A 16,956-nucleotide genomic window follows, 5' to 3' on the forward strand; every position below is an offset into this window, starting at 1 on the left:
TATTGTGCCGACCCTACCAATATGCCCCCTGCCTTCGGGCAGGAACCAGCGACGCGAACGAACCCACCGGCAAAAGCCCCTGCTTCGCCGAGTCCATCCCATCCACTGACTAAATGACGGCCGCACAGAGATGATTCGACGGCGGCCGGATGTCGAAAATAGACAGGGGCGCTCCCCCGGATCAAGGGCGCGGCGGTTCAAAAAAATGAAATAAAGCCGTTGACTCGGCAAACCCGCAGAAAAGGGTTAGTTGCGAAAATATCGCCGTTTTTGAGTTAGTTATTTGGTTATTATCTTGAGGCTACCAGTCGAATCGCGGGAATTGCTTGTGTCCGCCATGTGACCGTCTTGTGAATGGACACGAAAAAGCCCGCATCCCTGATCGGGAGCGGGCTTGTTCAGTCCCTAGAAGCGGGAGAAGGCTTAGGCGAGCGCGCTGACAGCCTTGGTCAGGCGGCCGAACTTCCGCGAAGCCGTGTTCTTGTGCATCACGCCGCGCGCAACGCCGCGTGCCATTTCCGGCTGAACCGACTGCAGCGCGGTGGCGGCAGCGTCCTTGTCACCAGCGGCGAGGGCGGATTCCACCTTCTTCACCAGGGTGCGGATCCGGCTGATGCGGGCACCATTGATTGCGGCGCGACGTTCGTTGCGGCGGATGCGCTTCTTGGCTTGCGGCGTATTGGCCATTTAGAGTCCTCGGTTCTCGTCAATATTTGAAAAGAGACCAGTCGGACTCGCCAACCCGCCTCATGAAGGTGCGCGCCTTACAAGGGTTCGTTCCGGTCGTCAACCAGTCGGACCCGCTTCACCGCTGACATGTCGGACAGAAAAAGGTGGAGCGGCCGCCATCGACACGGCGCTGCACCGTGCCGCCACAGGGGCATGGTTCGCCTTCGCGACCATAGACGCGCCATTGCTTGGAAAAATAGCCCAATTCCCCGTCCGGCCGCGCATAATCGCGCAGCGTCGATCCGCCGGCTACGATCGCGGCGGCCAATACCGTGCGAATCGAATCGACCAGCAGGACCAGGCGCGGGCGGCTGATCTTCCCCGCTGCCCGCGTCGGCGCGATGCCCGCCATGTTGAGCGCTTCGCACACATAGATATTGCCCAAGCCCGCCACGATTCGCTGGTCAAGCAGCGCGGCCTTGATCGACGTCCCCTTGCCCTTCAGCACGGCCGCCAGATGGGCGGCATCGAAATCCGGCCCCAGCGGTTCCGGTCCCATCCGGGTGAACGGGCCATAGGCCTCCCACGCCTCGCTGCGCACCAGATCGATAAAGCCGAAGCGGCGCGGATCGTTGAGCGCCAGTTGCCGCCCTGCCCCGGTCTCCAGGACCAGATGATCGTGCGTGCCGATTTCGGTCGGGTCCACCCGCCAGCGGCCCGACATCCCCAAATGAAAGATCATCATGTCGCCCCGATCGGTGGCGATCAGCCCATATTTGGCGCGCCGCGTCAGCACCGTGACCGTCGCGCCGGTCAGCCGCTGGCGCAGGTCCACCGGGATGGGAAAGCGCAGGTCCGCGCGACGCGGCTCGACACGGGCAAGAACCGCGCCCTCCAGCACGGATCGAAGGCCCGCAACGGTGGTTTCGACTTCGGGAAGCTCTGGCATAAGGACCATCTAGGCAAGAGCGCTTCCAATTCCCAGCTTCTTGGCTGGAATGGCACGCAATCTCTGTCTAGAGGATCAGGCATGAACGAAACAGCATCCTTTGGCTATCGGGACGTCGATGCCGCCGAAAAACAGGGCATGGTCCGCGAGGTCTTTTCCAATGTCGCGGCCAAATATGATCTGATGAACGACGCCATGTCGGTGGGCGCGCATCGTTTGTGGAAGGATCAGTTCGTCGCCCGTGTGAAACCGCGGCCGGGCGAAGCGATCCTCGACATGGCGGGTGGCACCGGCGACATCGCCTTTCGCATGCATAAATATGGGGCCGACATCACCGTGTCGGACATCAACCCCGAAATGCTGGGCGTGGGCATGGAACGCGCCAAGAAGAAGGGGCTGGAAGGCCTGCTCTGGTCAGAACAGAATGCGGAGCAACTGACCTTCGCCGATCGCAGTTTCGACGCCTATACGATCGCCTTCGGCATCCGCAACGTAACGCATATCGACCAGGCATTGGCGGAAGCACATCGGGTGCTGAAATTTGGCGGGCGCTTCTTCTGCCTCGAATTTTCGACCACGACTTGGCCGGGCTTTTCGGACGTGTATGACGTCTATTCGCACAAGCTGGTCCCGCAACTGGGCAAACTGTTCGCCAATGATGCCGACAGCTATCGCTATCTGATCGAATCGATCCGCCGCTTCCCCCCCATGCCCCAGTTCGAAGGCATGATCCGCGACGCCGGGTTCGTGCAGACCAAGGTCGAACCGATCCTGGGCGGCCTGGTCGCGATCCATTCGGGCTGGAAGATTTGATCCCCGCATGACGTCGCACATCACCCATATCTGGCGACTCCTCAAATGGGGGCGCACGCTGGCGCGCCATGGCGCGTTGCGCGGAATCGAGCGCGACCCGCTGACCCCGGCGTCCGTGCGGCGGCTGGTGCGGCTCGCGCGCTTCGGCACCCGCGTACCTAAACAGCCGCGCTATGCCGATGCCTTCCAGTCGATCGGTCCAGCCGCGATCAAGCTGGGCCAGACGCTTGCGACCCGTCCCGACCTGGTCGGGGAGGAAGCGACGCTTGACCTGCTGCGCCTGCAGGACGCGCTCCCCCCCGTCCCCTTCGATACGATCCGCAAGCAGATCGAAACGAGTTTCGGCCGACCGCTGGAGGCCATCTATGCCCGGTTCGACGAAGCGCCGGTCGGCGCGGCCTCCATCGCGCAGGTGCATCGCGCGCTGACCACCGATGGCCGCGATGTCGCCGTCAAGGTGATCCGCCCCGGCGTCGCGGAGCAGTTCAACCGCGACATCATGACCTATGAATGGGCCGCAGCCCATATCGAGCAACTGGGCGGCGAAATCGCCCGGCTGCGCCCGCGCCTCGTCATCGCCAATATGAAGCGCTGGACAGCGCGCGAACTCGACCTGCGGCGCGAAGCCGCCTCCGCGTCGGAACTCGCCGAAACGATGGTCGCCGAGCCCGGCTATCGCATTCCCACGATCGATTGGGATCGCACGACCGGCAAGGTCATGACGATGGAATGGATCGACGGAATCAAGATTTCCGACCGCGAAGCACTGATCGCGGCGGGGCATGACTTGCCCGCCATCGCCGCGCGGCTGGTCAATGCTTTCCTGCGGCAGGCGATTGCGGAAGGATTCTTCCACGCCGACATGCATCAGGGCAATTTGTTCGTGACAGCCAATGGCGACATCGTCGCGATCGACTTCGGCATCATGGGGCGGATCGACCGGCGCGCGCGGATGTGGCTGGCGGAAATTCTCTACGGCCTGATCACCGGCAATTATAAGCGTGTCGCGGAAATCCATTTCGAGGCGCAATATGTGCCCGCGCACCATGATATGGCCGAGTTCGCGACCGCCCTGCGCGCGGTGGGCGAACCGATGCGCGGCAAGCCGGTGCGCGAATTGTCGGTCGGCGGGATGCTGGACGGCCTGTTCGCCATCACCCGCGATTTCGACATGCAAACCCAGCCCCACTTGCTGCTGCTGCAAAAGACGATGGTGATGGTGGAGGGCGTGGCGACATCGCTCGACCCCGACATCAACCTGTGGGAAACCAGCGGCCCGTATGTGAAGGGCTGGCTGCGCGACGAACTCGGCCCGGAAGCCAAGGCCGCCGACACGCTGATCGAAAATTGGCGCACCTTGCAGCGACTGCCCGGCCTCGTCCGCCGGATCGAAGACGCTTTCCCGGAAAAGGGCGGTGCCCCGCCCCCACCCCCGCTGACCGAAGTGAAGCTGATCCGCGTGGGCGGCGGCTGGCGCTATGCGGTGGTGGCGATCATGGCCGCGGCGGCTGGCGTTGGGGCGACATTGCTATTATCTTCATCGCTATGACCCGCGAAGAAGCCATTGCCCGGATCAAACCGCATGAGGCGGAACTGCGTGCGGCGGGGATAACGTCGCTCGCGTTGTTCGGGTCGGTGGCGCGTGGCGAGGCGCGTGCGGATTCCGACGTCGATCTGATGTGTGAGATCGACAAGACGCGTGTTCACGACCTGCTTGATTTTATCGGCATTCAGCTGCGGCTGAAAGATATCGTCGGTCAGCAGGTCGATCTGGTCCAACAAGCGTTCATGCGCCCCCGAATAGCGCAAAATGCGGCAAAAGATCAGATTCGCGTGTTCTGATGCGGATGACCGATCGTGACGCCAATCGACTGGAACTGATCTTGCAATTGATCGCCGATATTGAGCGGCGGCTGGCAACGATGCCGATCGAAATGTTCCTGGCCGACCGCGATGAACGTGATCTGACAGCCTATCGCCTCGCGACAATCGGTGAGGAAACGAGGCAGCTCTCGGACTCGCTAAAGAAGCGTCACGATTTGCCTTGGATTCAAATCTATGGAATGCGCAATGTCGTTTTCCATGACTATGTAAGCGTTGATCCCGATCTCATTTGGGGCGTTGCCAAAAACCGTCTCTCAGCGCTTGAAGCGATGTGTCGCGCCGAACTAGACGAACGCGAGTCATGACCCCCCGCATCCTCCTCATCATCTCCGGCGGCATTGCGGCGTACAAGGCGCTCGAACTCGTCCGCATGTTGCGCAAGCGCGGGATGACGGTGCGGGCGGTTCTCACGCAATCCGCGCAGCAGTTCGTCACGCCGCTGTCGCTAGGGGTGCTGACCGAGAATCCAGTCTTTACCGACCTGTTCAACCTGAAGGACGAGCAGGAAATCGGCCATATCCAGCTTAGCCGTCAGGCCGATCTGGTCGTGGTCGCGCCCGCGACCGCCAATATCCTCGCCAAGATGGCGAACGGCATTGCCGACGACCTCGCCACCACCTTGTTGCTGGCGACGGACAAGCCTGTGCTGGCCGTACCCGCCATGAATGTGCGGATGTGGCATCATCGCGCGACCCAGCGCAATCTGGAGCGGCTCCACGCCGATGGCGTCCACATCATGACGCCCGACGATGGCGCGATGGCGTGCGGCGAATTTGGCACCGGACGGCTGCCCGAACCTGAAGCCATCGTCGCGGAGATCGAGCGGCTGTTGGCGATGCCAAAGAGCGGTGATCCGCTCGACAGACAGCCGGATTTCTCTCCGCCTCCGTTCGGTTCGAGCTTGCGCGGCAGGCATATCCTCATCACCGCCGGCCCCACCCATGAGCCGATCGACCCCGTCCGCTACATCGCCAATCGATCGTCGGGCAAACAGGGCTTCGCCATCGCCGCAGCCGCTGCGCAAGCGGGCGCGCGGGTTACGCTGGTGGCGGGACCGGTGCATCTGCCCACGCCCCAGGGTGTCACGCGCATCGATGTCGAGACCGCCCGCGACATGCTGGCCGCCGTCGAGAGCGCCCTCCCCGCCGACGCCGCGATCATGGTCGCGGCCGTGGCCGACTGGCGCACCGCCGATGCGGCCGACCAGAAGCTCAAAAAGGATGGCTCCGGCCAGCCCGCGCCGCTCGCTTTGGTCGAGAACCCCGACATTCTCGCGACACTGGGCCGCCACGCGCAACGTCCCACCCTGCTCATCGGCTTCGCCGCCGAAACGCAGAAGATCGCGGAACATGCCCAAGCTAAGCTGGCCCGTAAAGGCGCGGACTGGATCGTTGCCAATGATGTGTCAGGCGACGTGATGGGCGGGGACGCCAACGCCGTGGAGATCGTCACCGCGTCCGGTATCGACGCCTGGCCGGTCATGCCGAAGGATCAGGTCGCGCAAAAACTCATCGAAAAGGTTGCTGATGCCCTCTCCCCTCACGCCGATTGATATCCAGCTCAAGCGCCTGCCCCATGGCGAGGGACTGCCCGTCCCCGCTTATGCCACCGCCCAGGCCGCGGGCATGGATGTGGTGTCGGCGGAAGAGCTGATCCTGCAACCTGGCGGGCGGCACGCCGTCGCCACCGGCTTCGCCATGGCGATTCCGCAAGGCTATGAGGTGCAGGTTCGCCCCCGGTCCGGCCTGGCGCTCAAACATGGCATCAGCCTGCCCAACACGCCCGGCACCATCGACGCCGATTATCGCGGCGAATTGAAGATCATCCTCATCAACCTTGGCGACGCCCCCTTCCCGATCCAGCGTGGCGACCGCATCGCCCAGTTGGTGGTCGCGCCCGTTCAACTTGCCAGCTTCGTCGAAGTCGATAGGCTGGACGATACCGAACGCGGACAGGGCGGCTTCGGTTCGACAGGAGTGTGACAAGATGACGATGCTGCTTTCGCTGATGCTGGCCGCAACCCCGGTGGCGGGCGCGGACGCACCGCCCATGCCGACTGATCTGGCGAGCGTGCCGGTGATCGAGAACTGGCTGGGGCGCAAGATATCACCCCGCTGGTCGGAAGAAGTGGCCAAGCTCTATCGTCGCGGAGACTGCAGCGGTGCCGTGCCCTATGAGGGATCGCGCCTGCTCGAAATCGACATGCTGTTTCTGCTGACGGGTGACGGCAAGCCGTTAAAGATCGCCCCCGTCAACGCCAGCTGCCCCGGCATCGAAAAATTCGTGAGCGGCCGCATTCTTGGCTCGCTGCGTAGTTCCTTCCCCAAGACCGGCGCAGCGCAGCCACGCTGGATGCGCTCGCAGGTGCGCTTCCTGTGGTCCGACGCGCCGTGACGCTGACCGACGATCAGCTCGATCGCTATGCCCGGCATATCGTCCTCAAGGAAATCGGCGGGGCGGGCCAGGCGCGGCTGCTGTCGGCCGATGTCGCGCTGATCGGCGCGGGCGGCATCGGCAGCCCGGCGATACTCTATTTGGCGGCGGCAGGCGTCGGCACGATCCGGGTGATCGACGATGACGATGTCGCCCTGTCCAACCTGCAACGGCAAATCCTGTTCGGCACCGCCGATGTCGGCGCGCCCAAGGCGGAAGCGGCGATGGTGGCGGTCGCCCGGCTGAACCCCGACGTCAAGCTGATCCCGATCAACGCCCGGATCGATGCCGATAATGCAGCGCTGATGCTGCGCGATGCCGATGTCGTGCTGGACGGCAGCGACAGTTTCACGACCCGTCTGGCGGTGGCCGACGCGGCCCACCGGCTCCGCATTCCGCTGGTGTCCGCAGCCGTCGGCCCGTTCGAGGGGCAGATCGCCACCTATCGCGGATGGGAAGCGGACAAGCCCTGCTACCGCTGCCTGGTCGGCGCGGCACAGGATGCGCCGGAGCGCAATTGCGCCGAAACCGGCGTCATCGGCGCATTGACCGGCGCGATGGGCAGCCTCGCCGCGCTGGAGGTGATCCGCGCGCTGGTGCCGTTCGGCGCGGACATGGCCGGACGCTTGCTGATCGCCGACCTGCTTTCCATGCGCTTCCGCACGCTCGACGTGCCCAAAGACCCGGCCTGCCCCGCCTGCGCCGCGCATCTATGCGTCCCTTAAGGATCATCGTCGCGACCGCCGATGCCGAGCGGTTGCGCGTCGCTTTGATCGTGGCGAGTGCCCATGCCGCACTCGGCGGCGCGGCAGCCCTGTTCCTGCAACTCGACGCCGTGAGCCTGCTCCGCGCACCCATCGTCGCGCCCCAGGATGACGCCCATCGGGCAGCGGGATTGCCCGATCTCGCCGCCGTGCTGGCCGAAGCCCAGGCCTTGGGCGTCATGATCAGCGCCTGCCAGAGCGGGCTGGCGCTGTGCGGGATGACGGCGGAAGCTCTGCCGGGCGGCGTCGATGTCGGCGGCCCGGTCGGCTTCCTGCAAGCGACCGACGACGAGGCGCGGCTGCTGATCGCCTGATCTAGCGAAGCACCGGCAGGTAGCGCCAACGCTCGACGCGGCCGGTGCGAACGCTCGCCTTCACGACAGGATCGGCGGCGGACATCCCGTCGGGCAGAGGCAGCAACCGGAAATGCGCCGCGCCGGCCAGGGCGCACAGGCAGAACAGCGCCGCCGCCAGTCCATAGCCTCGCATATTCATGCCTCCTGCTGCTGCGCGTCCCGCAGGAAAATATCCTCTATCCGCGCGCTGAACAAGTCGGCAATCCGAAAGGCGAGCGGCAGCGACGGATCATATTTGCCCGTTTCTATCGCATTGACGCTCTGGCGCGATATGCCAAGCTGCTCTGCCAAATCGCCCTGGCTCCACGCCCGCTCGGCACGCAGCTGCTTGAGCCGATTCTTCACGCACAGCCCGCCACGCCGGTTTGCCGCCAATTAACCAATTGCCCTACGGCCAGCCCCACGCACCATAATGGCCAGACGAAAAAGATCGGCAGCGCAGGCACTTTGGTAAAAAGTTCGAGTAGCCCCCAGACGCTGGTAATCGCCAGGGCAAAGCCGGTAGCCACCAGGAATTTGCGCACTTCGAGCATGCGCAGATATTCATCGTCCAGTTCCACGAGGAAACGCGCCATCGCCCAGATCCAGCCCAGGGCGGCAAGGCCGGGCACCAGCGCGATCGCCACGGTCGCAACATTCGCCGCCGCGCCGTCAGGGATCAGCCAGGATGCCAGCCCCACGGCACCGACATAGGCAAGGCTGAGCGGAATCATACGGCCGGTATAGCGCCGATAGGCGGGGTTTCGGGATGCGTTGGTCATGTCAGCCCTCCTACATATGATGACAAGCACCCTTTACATTTCTCGCGCCGCATATGTCAAGTTACATTGACACCGCTGCCCGCGCATTCCCCACCCCCTTCCCTTGACAGGCCCAACCGCCCATTTATGGGGAAGGCGCGGCTTTTGGGGCCGCGACTTGCCCGTATTTCAAGGAAATCCCGTGTCCGCCATGCTCAAAATCACTCTGCCCGACGGTTCCGTGCGTGAAGTCGCGCCCGGCACTACCCCGGCGGATATTGCAGCAGCGATCGGGCCGGGCCTTGCCAAAGCGGCGATCGCGGCGCGGGTCGATGGCGAATTGCGCGACATCATGCGCCCGCTGGAGCAGGACGCGGCGCTCGCGCTGGTGACGGCCAAGGATGAAGCCGATGCGCTGGAACTGGCGCGGCATGACTTTGCCCATGTGCTGGCCGAAGCGGTCCAGCATTTGTTCCCCGGCACCCAGATCACCTTTGGCCCGTCGACCGATGACGGCTTCTACTATGACTTCGCACCGAGCGCGGATCGTGGCCCTTTCACCGACGACGACCTACCCACGATCGAGGCGGAGATGCGCCGCATCATCGCCGCCGACAAACCGTTGGTCCGCAAGGAGATCGACCGCGAAACGCTGATCGCGCAATGGCAGGCTGCGGGCGAGACGTTCAAGGCGGAATGGGCCGCCGAACTGCCCGGCGACGAGCCGCTGACGGTCTATCATTCGGGTGATGGCTGGTACGACATGTGCCGGGGTCCGCATCTCGCGTCCACCGGCCGCCTCAACCCGGACGCGTTCAAGCTGACGCGCGTATCCGGCGCCTATTGGCGTGGCGATCAGAAGAATGCGATGCTCAGCCGCATCACCGGCACCGGCTGGCTCAACAAGAAGCAGTTGGCCGAGCATCTGACGCGCCTCGAAGAAGCCGCCAAGCGCGACCATCGCAAGCTGGGCGCGGAGATGGACCTGTTCCACCTGCAGCAGGAAGCGCATGGCAGCGTCTTCTGGCACCCCAAGGGCTATCTCATCTGGCGTCAGCTCGAAGCCTATATGCGCCGCGCGATCGACGATGCGGGCTATCGCGAGGTCAAGACGCCGCAGGTGATGGACGCGCGCCAGTGGGAGATTTCGGGCCATTGGGGCAAATATCGCGAAAATATGTTCGTGATTCCCGACGAAGTGCCCAATGTCGAGGATGAAGGCCCGCTAGTGTCGGACGATGCCGACTGGATGGCCTTGAAGCCCATGAACTGCCCGGCGCATGTGCTGATCTTCCGCCAGGGGATCAAAAGCTATCGCGACCTGCCGATGCGCCTCTATGAAAATGGCTGTTGCCACCGCAACGAGCCGCATGGCGCGCTCCACGGCCTGATGCGGGTGCGCCAGTTCACGCAGGACGACGCGCATATCTTCTGCCGCGAAGACCAGATTGTCGAGGAAGTCCGCGCCTTCTGCGCGCTGGCCGATCGCATCTACAAGGATTTCGGCTTCACCTACTCGATCAAGCTGGCGCTGCGCCCTGAAAAGCGGTTCGGCAGCGAAGAGATGTGGGACAAGGCCGAAAATGAACTGCGCGATGCTGTCGCCGCCGCCGGTCTGAACACGCCGGAATATGGCTGGGAAGAACTGCCCGGCGAAGGCGCTTTCTACGCGCCCAAGCTGGAATGGCATCTGACCGACGCGATCGGCCGCACCTGGCAGGTGGGCACGATCCAGTCGGACCGCGTGCTGCCCGAACGACTCGACGCCAGCTATGTCGGCGAAGATGGCGCACGGCACCGTCCCGTCATGCTCCACCGCGCGATTTTCGGCAGCTATGAACGCTTCATCGGCATCCTGATCGAACATTATGCCGGTCGCTTCCCGACTTGGCTTGCCCCGGTGCAGGCGATGGTCGCGACCATCGTGTCGGATGCGGATGAGTATGCGGCAGACGTCGTCGCCAAGTTGCGGGCAGCGGGAATTCGCGCCGAACTGGACAGCCGCAACGAGAAGATCAATTACAAGGTGCGTGAGCATAGCCTCGCCAAAGTCCCCAATCTGCTGGTCGTAGGACGCCGCGAGGCGGAGGAAGGCAAGGTCGCGCTGCGCGTGCTGGGCAGCGATGGCCAGACCTTCCTTTCGCTCGACGAGGTGATTTCGCGCCTTGCAAATGAAGTCCGCTCGCCCGATATGTATTGAGGCAGCAATGCCACAGGGTTCGTGATTCCGCTTGCGCGGACCACGGACCCCTTTCGGCTTTGCCAAAAAGCCGCTAAGAGTCACTCGTTTTTGCAACGACCATAGGAGATACTGCTATACGTCCCCCAATGATGCGCCGCCCACTGGCGCCGCCGCCGAAATCCGGCCCTCGCTACAATGAATTCATCACGGTCCCCAAAGTCCGCGTGATTGACGGGGAAGGCGAGAATCTGGGTGTGATGTTTACGCAGGAAGCGATCGAACAGGCGGCCGATGTCGGCCTCGACCTGGTCGAAGTCTCTCCGACCGCAGACCCGCCGGTCTGCAAATTTCTGGACATCGGCAAATTCAAATACGAAGCCCAGAAAAAGGCGAATATCGCCCGCAAGACCCAGAAGACGCAGGAACTCAAAGAGATCAAGATGCGTCCGAACATCGACGATCATGACTATGATACGAAGATGAAGAAGGTCCATGGTTTCATCGAGGATGGCGACAAGGTGAAGATCACCCTGCGCTTCCGCGGCCGCGAACTTAGCCACCAGCAGCTCGGCATGGCCCTGCTCCAGCGGGTCGCGGAAAATGTCGCCGAGACCGCCAAGGTCGAAGCCTATCCCCGCATGGAAGGCCGCCAGATGCTGATGGTCCTCGCGCCGAAATAAGCGCGTCCGTCAGGGCTTGAAAGATACAGAGGGCGGTGCCGCAAGGTGCCGCCCTTTTTGGTTGCGCGTGGCCAATGCGCCTTTTGTAACAAAGTATTGCCGCGCCCGTCTGGCGCACCTCCCCCACTTGACGATAGCGCCCCCACCCTTCATCGGCACGCCATATACTGCGACTTACTCGCAATATTAACTGGGGTGAATATTGATGAATCGGGGTTCCTTGCTGTCGTCACGATCCAACCGGCTGCGCGTCAGCATGCTGGCGCTGGTCGCCGGATTGTCGCCTTGGACGGCCATGGCCCAGGCCCCCGAAGAGGCGGAAGACCAGTCGAACGCGATCGTCGTCACCGCCGCCGGCTATGCGCAGGACATCGTCGAAGCCCCCGCCAGCATCACCGTGCTGGGCCGCGAGGAACTGCAGGAAAAGCGGTTCGGCAGCCTGGCCGAAGCCTTGCAGGATGTGCAGGGCGTCGATGTCGGCGGCGAAGCGGGCAAGACCGGCGGCCTCAACATCTCGATTCGCGGCATGCCCAGCGACTATACGCTAGTCCTGATCGACGGCCGCCGCCAGAATGCGCCAGGCGGCGTTACCCCCAATGGGTTTGGCGAAACCTCCACCAGCTTCCTGCCGCCCTTCTCCGCGATCGAGCAGATCGAGGTCGTGCGCGGGCCGATGTCCACCCTCTACGGGTCGGACGCGATGGGCGGCGTCGTCAACATCATCACGCGCAAGGTCGGGGACCGCTGGGTCGGCACCGCCACCGCCGAAAGCACCATCCAGGGCGACGGTCGCTTCGGCAATATCCAGTCGATCAACGGCTTTGCCCAAGGTCCGGTGATCGACAATCTCGTCGGCCTGACCCTGCGTGGCAGCGTCTTCCACCGCGAAGGGTCGGACATTCCCATCCCCGGCGATCCGGCGCTGACGCTCGGCCGCAATCCGGTGCGGTCGGACATCTACACCTATGGCGGTCGCCTGACCTTCACCCCCCATGCCGACCATGACCTGTGGATCGAATATGATCGCAACGAGCAGAGCTATGACAATAGCGAAGGGCGGCTGGGGACGCTGGGATCGGGTGGCTATGCCCCGGAACAGCAGTTCAACCGCAGCAATTATGTCCTGGCCCATAGCTGGCGCATGGGTTTTGGCCAACTCGACACCACGCTGACCCGCAACGACACGGAAACCATCGGCCGCCTCATCCCCAATGGCACGCCGGGCGCGACGCCGGGCAGCCCCCGCACGCTCGAAGCGCGCAACGACATCATCGATTCGCGTTTCGCGGGCAAGGTCGGCGCGCTCGCCTTCACCGTCGGCGGCCAATATTGGAAGGCCCGCATGGTCGAGGGCGTCGCGCCTGAACCCTTCACCTTCACCCAATGGGCGGGCTTTGCCGAAGCCACCTGGACGATCGTCGACGGCTTCAACCTGACCGGCGGCGCGCGCTATGACGATCATTCGACCTTCGGCAGCAAATGGTCGCCGCGCGCCTATGCGGTGTGGAACATCAACGATAATGTGACGCTCAAGGGCGGCGTCAGCCGCGGCTTCAAGACGCCGCGCGTCGAACAGATTGCCGAAGGGATCATCGGCTTCGGCAGGCAGGGCACGCTACCTTTGCTCGGTACGCCAGGCCTGAGTCCCGAAACCAGCACCAGCTACGAAGCCGGCCTCTATTATGACAGCCATGGCTTTTTCAGCGGCAACGTCACCCTGTTCAACAATGACTTTAATGACCGGATCACCTCCGGCGTCTTCGTGCCCAACTGCCAGTTCGCCGCATCACCCAATCGGCCAGGTTGTGTCGATGTCGGCAATTTCCCGACGATCGAACAGTTCAGTCAGTCGATCAATATCGACAAGGCCCGGACGCGCGGTGCAGAGGTCGCGACCCGGTTCACTTTCTCGCCCGCCGTCTCGCTGGTGCTCAATTACACCTATACCGACAGCGAGCAGTTGAGCGGGCCGAATGAAGGACAACCGCTGGTCGGCATGCCCAAACATATGCTGAACGGCAATCTGCGCTGGAAACTGGGGGACAAGGCCAGTGTCTGGGCGCGCGCCGAAATCCGGTCGAGCCGTTTCCGCAACGACGCTGATGACCGGGCGGGCGTTGGCGACTTCCGGGGCTATGAGCTGTTTCATATCGGCGGCTCGTATCAGATCACGCCCGCCTTCCGCCTGGCGGCCACCGTCAACAACATCTTGGACACCGATTATGCCGAATATCTGTCCTATGACAGTGACGGCGCTGACGTGTTCACGTCGGCCTATGCGATCAACCAGGAAGGTCGTCGGCTATGGCTGTCGGCAACGGTGGACTTCTAAGCGCGGATGGTCAGGACGAACCGCGCCGCCTCATTCAGGCGGACGGTTTGTCCCGATACAGGGCCGGAAACATCGTCTTGAACGCCGCCAGCTTGGGCGCGTCCCAGCGCTGGATATAGGGGTGGCGCGGGTTCTTGCGCATGAAATCCTGATGATAGGTGTCGGCGTCCTGGAAGCCGGTGAACCGCTCCACCTTCGTCACGATCGGATCGCGCCATAGGCCTGCCTTGCTAAGCTGGGCGAGATAGGCATTCGCCGCCTTCCCCTGCTCGGCATTCAACGGATAGAGCGCGCTGCGATATTGGGTGCCGCGATCCGGCCCCTGTTGGTTCAGCGTGGTGGGATCGGCGATCACCGAAAAGAAGACGCGCAACAGCGTGCCATAGCTCACCTGCTTGGGATCATAGGTGACACGCACGGCCTCGGCGAAGCCCGTATTGCCGCCGCTGACCATCTCATAATCCACGCGGCGGTTATTCGGCCCACCGGCAAAGCCGGACTTCACGAGTTGCACGCCCTTCACATGGGAAAAGACGCCCTCGACACCCCAATAGCAGCCACCCGCGAACACGGCCGTCTCCAGCGCGCGCGTGGGCGCGGCGTCGATCGTAGCGACCGGCGCAAGCACCGTGCGCTCGGCGTGCAAAGGACCGGCGAGCGTGAAGCCCGCCAACAGGGTCAAGATCAGGCGGTTAGAGCGCCGCACTGGAACTGCCAGTCGCCGCGATCGCAGACGTGCTCAGGATCGGCTGCTCGTCGGGCTGTAACAGGACCATGCCAACAAGACCAATCGCAAAACCGCCCGCAAAGCGCAGGAACAATTCGGATTTCAAAAATGCCAACATAGCCTGCGCCTTTCTTATTCTGCTTTCGGCTGGGTGTGCCGTTTGGTTACATCTGCTTGTCTTGCCCTTTGCTGAATGACCGGCGGCGCGTTAACGGCTTTCGGCCAAAGCAAGGGATAGAACGACGAGCGGATTATAACCTTAATCAGTTTCTTTCTGAAACCGGGATATAGCGCCCGTCGCGCCATCTACAAGACGGCACGGGTCGAAAAGGACCGTTTCCATTTTTGATGGTTTTAGGCGCGACCCTGCCACGCAGGGGCGCACCGGCCGAATTGCAGCCGGTGCGACTTCCCTTATTTCAGCGCGGCGCAGGCTTCCTGAATCCGCGTGCAGGCCTTTTTCAGCACATCTTCCGATGTCGCATAGCTGATGCGGAAAGCGGGCGAGAGGCCGAAGGCGGCACCATGGACGGCCGCAACTTTCGCTTCGTCAAGAAAATAGGCGATCAGCGATTCGTCATTGTCGATCCGCACACCCTTGGGCGTCATCTTGCCGATCACGCCGCTGGCGTCGGGATAGACATAGAAGGCGCCTTCGGGCGTCGGGCAATCGAGGCCCGGCGCATCGTTCAGCATCGCCACCACCATGTCGCGGCGCTTCTTGAACACGGCGTTGCGGTCCTCCAGAAAATCCTGCGGGCCGGTCAGCGCGGCAACAGCGGCGGCCTGACTGATCGAACAGGGGTTGCTGGTCGATTGCGACTGCAACTTGCCCATCGCCTTGATGATCCATTCGGGACCACCGGCAAAGCCGATGCGCCAGCCGGTCATCGAGAAGGCCTTGGAGCAGCCATTCACCGTCAGCGTGCGGTCGTACAGTTCCGGGCAGACCTGTGCGATCGTCGCGAACGGCGTCGAAGCATACCAGACATGCTCATACATATCGTCGGTCATGACCAGCACATGGGGATGGCGCAGCAGCACGTCGGCTAGCGCCTTCAATTCCTCCGCCGAATAGGCCGCGCCGCTTGGGTTGGACGGCGAATTGAGCATCACCCATTTGGTGCGCGGGGTGATCGCGGCGTCCAATTGCGCGGCGGTGATCTTGTAGCCCTGGCTCGCCGGCCCTTCGATGAAGACGGGCGTGCCGCCCGCGAAATTCACGATGTCGGGATAGCTGACCCAATAGGGTGCCGGGATGATAACCTCATCGCCCGCATCCACCGTCGCCAGCAGCGCATTGAACAGAGTATGCTTGCCGCCTGAGTTTACCGTGACCTGGCTGCGCTTGTAGACCAGCCCATTGTCGCGCTTGAACTTGAACATCACCGCTTCCTTGACGTCGGCAGTGCCGTCCACGTCGGTATAGCGGGTCTGGTTGTTGCGGATCGCGGCAATGCCCGCTTCCTTGACGAAATCGGGCGTATCGAAGTCCGGCTCGCCCGCCGACAGACCAATAACGTCCACGCCTTCGGCTTTGAGCGCGTTCACGCGGGCGCTCATGGCGAGCGTGGCGGACGGCTGGATACGGCCCAAGGCGGCGGAAGTCTGGCTCATGGCAATATTCTTTCTTCAAAGCGACGTCCAAGCGCTCGGCACAGCCTGCCATCCTGGAAATCGCGACAAAAAATAGTAGAATCCCCTCATCCGCCCATAGAACGGATGCCGCGTCCCTTAGTGCGCAACGGGCAAAGGGGCAACCGGCCAGATGGCGGACAATGGCTATTCGGCAGGAAAGCCCGGCTATTACGCCAGCGTCGCCGCGACCATGCCGCGCGCGGCATTGCCGATGAAAAAGCCCCGCTCCAGGTCGGACACGCGCAGGTCGCCTTCGACCGCCTCGCCCATGTCGATCAGGCTCTGGCGCAATATGCCGGGCAGCAATCCGCGCGCCAGCGGCGGCGTCACCAGCTTGTCGCCCCGCTCCACGAACAGCGAGGAAAAACAGCCCTCGGTCAGATAGCCTTTCGCGTCGATCAGCGCGACCTCATAGGTGCCGCCGCGCTTGAGCGCATCGCGATACAGGCTGCGGTCGGTGGTCTTGTGCAACAGGCGCAAATCGTCGGCGGGCGCATGGCGCGGCACGACCTTGACCGGGACGATCGCCTGGGGCCAGCCGATATGATCGCGCACTTCGATCGCCACCGCGCCGCTGCGCGATGCCATCAACCGCACCCGGCTGCGTTCGCGCAGGCGGAAGGTCGCGGCCTGCAATTCGTTGCGGACGGCATGGCGATCGAAGGCGAAGCCGAACGCATCCGCGCTCGCCTTGAGCCGCGTCAGATGCAGTTCCAGCAACCTGATGCCATCGAGCGGGTCGAAGGCCATGGTTTCAATGAGGTCGAAGCGTCGATCAGCCAGTGACAT

The 16,956-nt window shown here is 62.9% G+C and carries 21 protein-coding genes; 12 read left to right on the forward strand and 9 right to left on the reverse strand.

Going from position 1 to position 16,956, the window contains the following annotated elements:
* Nucleotides 1–423: 423 nt before the first annotated feature.
* On the reverse strand, nucleotides 424–687 hold the full coding sequence (gene rpsT, locus OVY48_RS07395; RefSeq protein WP_037477262.1) for a 30S ribosomal protein S20: 264 nt from the start codon (nucleotides 685–687) through the stop codon (nucleotides 424–426).
* 118 nt (nucleotides 688–805) lie between these two features.
* Nucleotides 806–1,618 (reverse strand): bifunctional DNA-formamidopyrimidine glycosylase/DNA-(apurinic or apyrimidinic site) lyase, encoded by an 813-nt coding sequence (gene mutM / locus OVY48_RS07400; RefSeq protein WP_313922348.1) that lies wholly within the window; start codon nucleotides 1,616–1,618, stop codon nucleotides 806–808.
* Between the two features lie 81 nt (nucleotides 1,619–1,699).
* Here mutM and OVY48_RS07405 point away from each other — a divergent pair, with 81 nt between their 5' ends.
* The 9 genes from OVY48_RS07405 to OVY48_RS07445 are packed head-to-tail and all read left to right on the forward strand — an operon-like array spanning nucleotide 1,700 to nucleotide 7,826.
* Complete coding sequence (locus OVY48_RS07405) at nucleotides 1,700–2,431, forward strand: class I SAM-dependent methyltransferase (RefSeq protein WP_313922349.1); 732 nt, start codon at nucleotides 1,700–1,702, stop codon at nucleotides 2,429–2,431.
* Between the two features lie 7 nt (nucleotides 2,432–2,438).
* A complete protein-coding gene (gene ubiB / locus OVY48_RS07410) occupies nucleotides 2,439–3,980 on the forward strand; it encodes a 2-polyprenylphenol 6-hydroxylase (protein WP_313922351.1) in 1,542 nt (513 codons plus the stop codon).
* Entirely contained in the window at nucleotides 3,977–4,273 is a 297-nt protein-coding gene (locus OVY48_RS07415; RefSeq protein ID WP_313922352.1) for a nucleotidyltransferase domain-containing protein, read from the forward strand. The genes ubiB and OVY48_RS07415 overlap by 4 nt, the downstream gene beginning before the upstream one ends.
* Entirely contained in the window at nucleotides 4,273–4,620 is a 348-nt protein-coding gene (locus tag OVY48_RS07420; RefSeq protein WP_313922353.1) for a HepT-like ribonuclease domain-containing protein, read from the forward strand. The genes OVY48_RS07415 and OVY48_RS07420 overlap by 1 nt, the downstream gene beginning before the upstream one ends.
* Complete coding sequence (gene coaBC, locus OVY48_RS07425; protein ID WP_313922354.1) at nucleotides 4,617–5,867, forward strand: bifunctional phosphopantothenoylcysteine decarboxylase/phosphopantothenate--cysteine ligase CoaBC; 1,251 nt, start codon at nucleotides 4,617–4,619, stop codon at nucleotides 5,865–5,867. Before OVY48_RS07420 ends, coaBC begins: the two co-directional genes overlap by 4 nt.
* Nucleotides 5,842–6,297 carry a dUTP diphosphatase gene (gene dut / locus OVY48_RS07430; protein WP_313922355.1) on the forward strand — a complete coding sequence of 152 codons (456 nt, stop codon included), beginning with the start codon at nucleotides 5,842–5,844 and terminating at the stop codon, nucleotides 6,295–6,297. The genes coaBC and dut overlap by 26 nt, the downstream gene beginning before the upstream one ends.
* 4 nt (nucleotides 6,298–6,301) lie before the next feature.
* On the forward strand, nucleotides 6,302–6,709 hold the full coding sequence (locus OVY48_RS07435; protein WP_313922356.1) for a hypothetical protein: 408 nt from the start codon (nucleotides 6,302–6,304) through the stop codon (nucleotides 6,707–6,709).
* The gene (locus OVY48_RS07440; protein WP_313924710.1) at nucleotides 6,706–7,473 is read left to right on the forward strand and encodes a HesA/MoeB/ThiF family protein; all 768 of its coding nucleotides are present in this window, start codon (nucleotides 6,706–6,708) and stop codon (nucleotides 7,471–7,473) included. The genes OVY48_RS07435 and OVY48_RS07440 overlap by 4 nt, the downstream gene beginning before the upstream one ends.
* A complete protein-coding gene (locus OVY48_RS07445; RefSeq protein ID WP_313922357.1) occupies nucleotides 7,461–7,826 on the forward strand; it encodes a DsrE family protein in 366 nt (121 codons plus the stop codon). Before OVY48_RS07440 ends, OVY48_RS07445 begins: the two co-directional genes overlap by 13 nt.
* A gap of 1 nt (nucleotide 7,827) precedes the next feature.
* Here OVY48_RS07445 and OVY48_RS07450 read toward each other — a convergent pair whose 3' ends face one another.
* The 3 genes from OVY48_RS07450 to OVY48_RS07460 are packed head-to-tail and all read right to left on the reverse strand — an operon-like array spanning nucleotide 7,828 to nucleotide 8,629.
* On the reverse strand, nucleotides 7,828–8,001 hold the full coding sequence (locus OVY48_RS07450) for a hypothetical protein (RefSeq protein WP_313922358.1): 174 nt from the start codon (nucleotides 7,999–8,001) through the stop codon (nucleotides 7,828–7,830).
* A gap of 2 nt (nucleotides 8,002–8,003) precedes the next feature.
* On the reverse strand, nucleotides 8,004–8,213 hold the full coding sequence (locus OVY48_RS07455; protein ID WP_313922359.1) for a helix-turn-helix transcriptional regulator: 210 nt from the start codon (nucleotides 8,211–8,213) through the stop codon (nucleotides 8,004–8,006).
* Nucleotides 8,210–8,629 carry a hypothetical protein gene (locus OVY48_RS07460; protein ID WP_313922360.1) on the reverse strand — a complete coding sequence of 140 codons (420 nt, stop codon included), beginning with the start codon at nucleotides 8,627–8,629 and terminating at the stop codon, nucleotides 8,210–8,212. Before OVY48_RS07460 ends, OVY48_RS07455 begins: the two co-directional genes overlap by 4 nt.
* Nucleotides 8,630–8,819: 190 nt before the next feature.
* Here OVY48_RS07460 and thrS point away from each other — a divergent pair, with 190 nt between their 5' ends.
* The 3 genes from thrS (at nucleotide 8,820) to OVY48_RS07475 (ending at nucleotide 13,802) form a co-directional block, all read left to right on the forward strand.
* On the forward strand, nucleotides 8,820–10,808 hold the full coding sequence (gene thrS / locus OVY48_RS07465; RefSeq protein ID WP_313924711.1) for a threonine--tRNA ligase: 1,989 nt from the start codon (nucleotides 8,820–8,822) through the stop codon (nucleotides 10,806–10,808).
* A gap of 128 nt (nucleotides 10,809–10,936) precedes the next feature.
* Nucleotides 10,937–11,470 (forward strand): translation initiation factor IF-3, encoded by a 534-nt coding sequence (gene infC / locus OVY48_RS07470; protein ID WP_037479690.1) that lies wholly within the window; start codon nucleotides 10,937–10,939, stop codon nucleotides 11,468–11,470.
* 256 nt (nucleotides 11,471–11,726) lie between these two features.
* Complete coding sequence (locus tag OVY48_RS07475) at nucleotides 11,727–13,802, forward strand: TonB-dependent receptor domain-containing protein (RefSeq protein WP_409593645.1); 2,076 nt, start codon at nucleotides 11,727–11,729, stop codon at nucleotides 13,800–13,802.
* Between the two features lie 34 nt (nucleotides 13,803–13,836).
* On the opposite strand, the gene msrA is transcribed toward OVY48_RS07475, so the two are convergent.
* From msrA to OVY48_RS07495, 4 genes are all read right to left on the reverse strand, one after another.
* A complete protein-coding gene (gene msrA / locus OVY48_RS07480) occupies nucleotides 13,837–14,508 on the reverse strand; it encodes a peptide-methionine (S)-S-oxide reductase MsrA (protein ID WP_313922362.1) in 672 nt (223 codons plus the stop codon).
* Entirely contained in the window at nucleotides 14,495–14,647 is a 153-nt protein-coding gene (locus OVY48_RS07485; RefSeq protein ID WP_193378909.1) for a hypothetical protein, read from the reverse strand. Before OVY48_RS07485 ends, msrA begins: the two co-directional genes overlap by 14 nt.
* A gap of 296 nt (nucleotides 14,648–14,943) precedes the next feature.
* Nucleotides 14,944–16,146: a pyridoxal phosphate-dependent aminotransferase gene (locus OVY48_RS07490; protein ID WP_313922363.1), complete on the reverse strand. Its 1,203-nt coding sequence runs from the start codon at nucleotides 16,144–16,146 to the stop codon at nucleotides 14,944–14,946.
* A 189-nt stretch (nucleotides 16,147–16,335) separates the two neighbouring features.
* On the reverse strand, nucleotides 16,336–16,956 hold the full coding sequence (locus tag OVY48_RS07495) for an aminotransferase class IV (RefSeq protein ID WP_313922364.1): 621 nt from the start codon (nucleotides 16,954–16,956) through the stop codon (nucleotides 16,336–16,338).

It is taken from the genome of Sphingobium sp. SA2 (genome assembly GCF_032227065.1).
Lineage (GTDB): Bacteria > Pseudomonadota > Alphaproteobacteria > Sphingomonadales > Sphingomonadaceae > Sphingobium.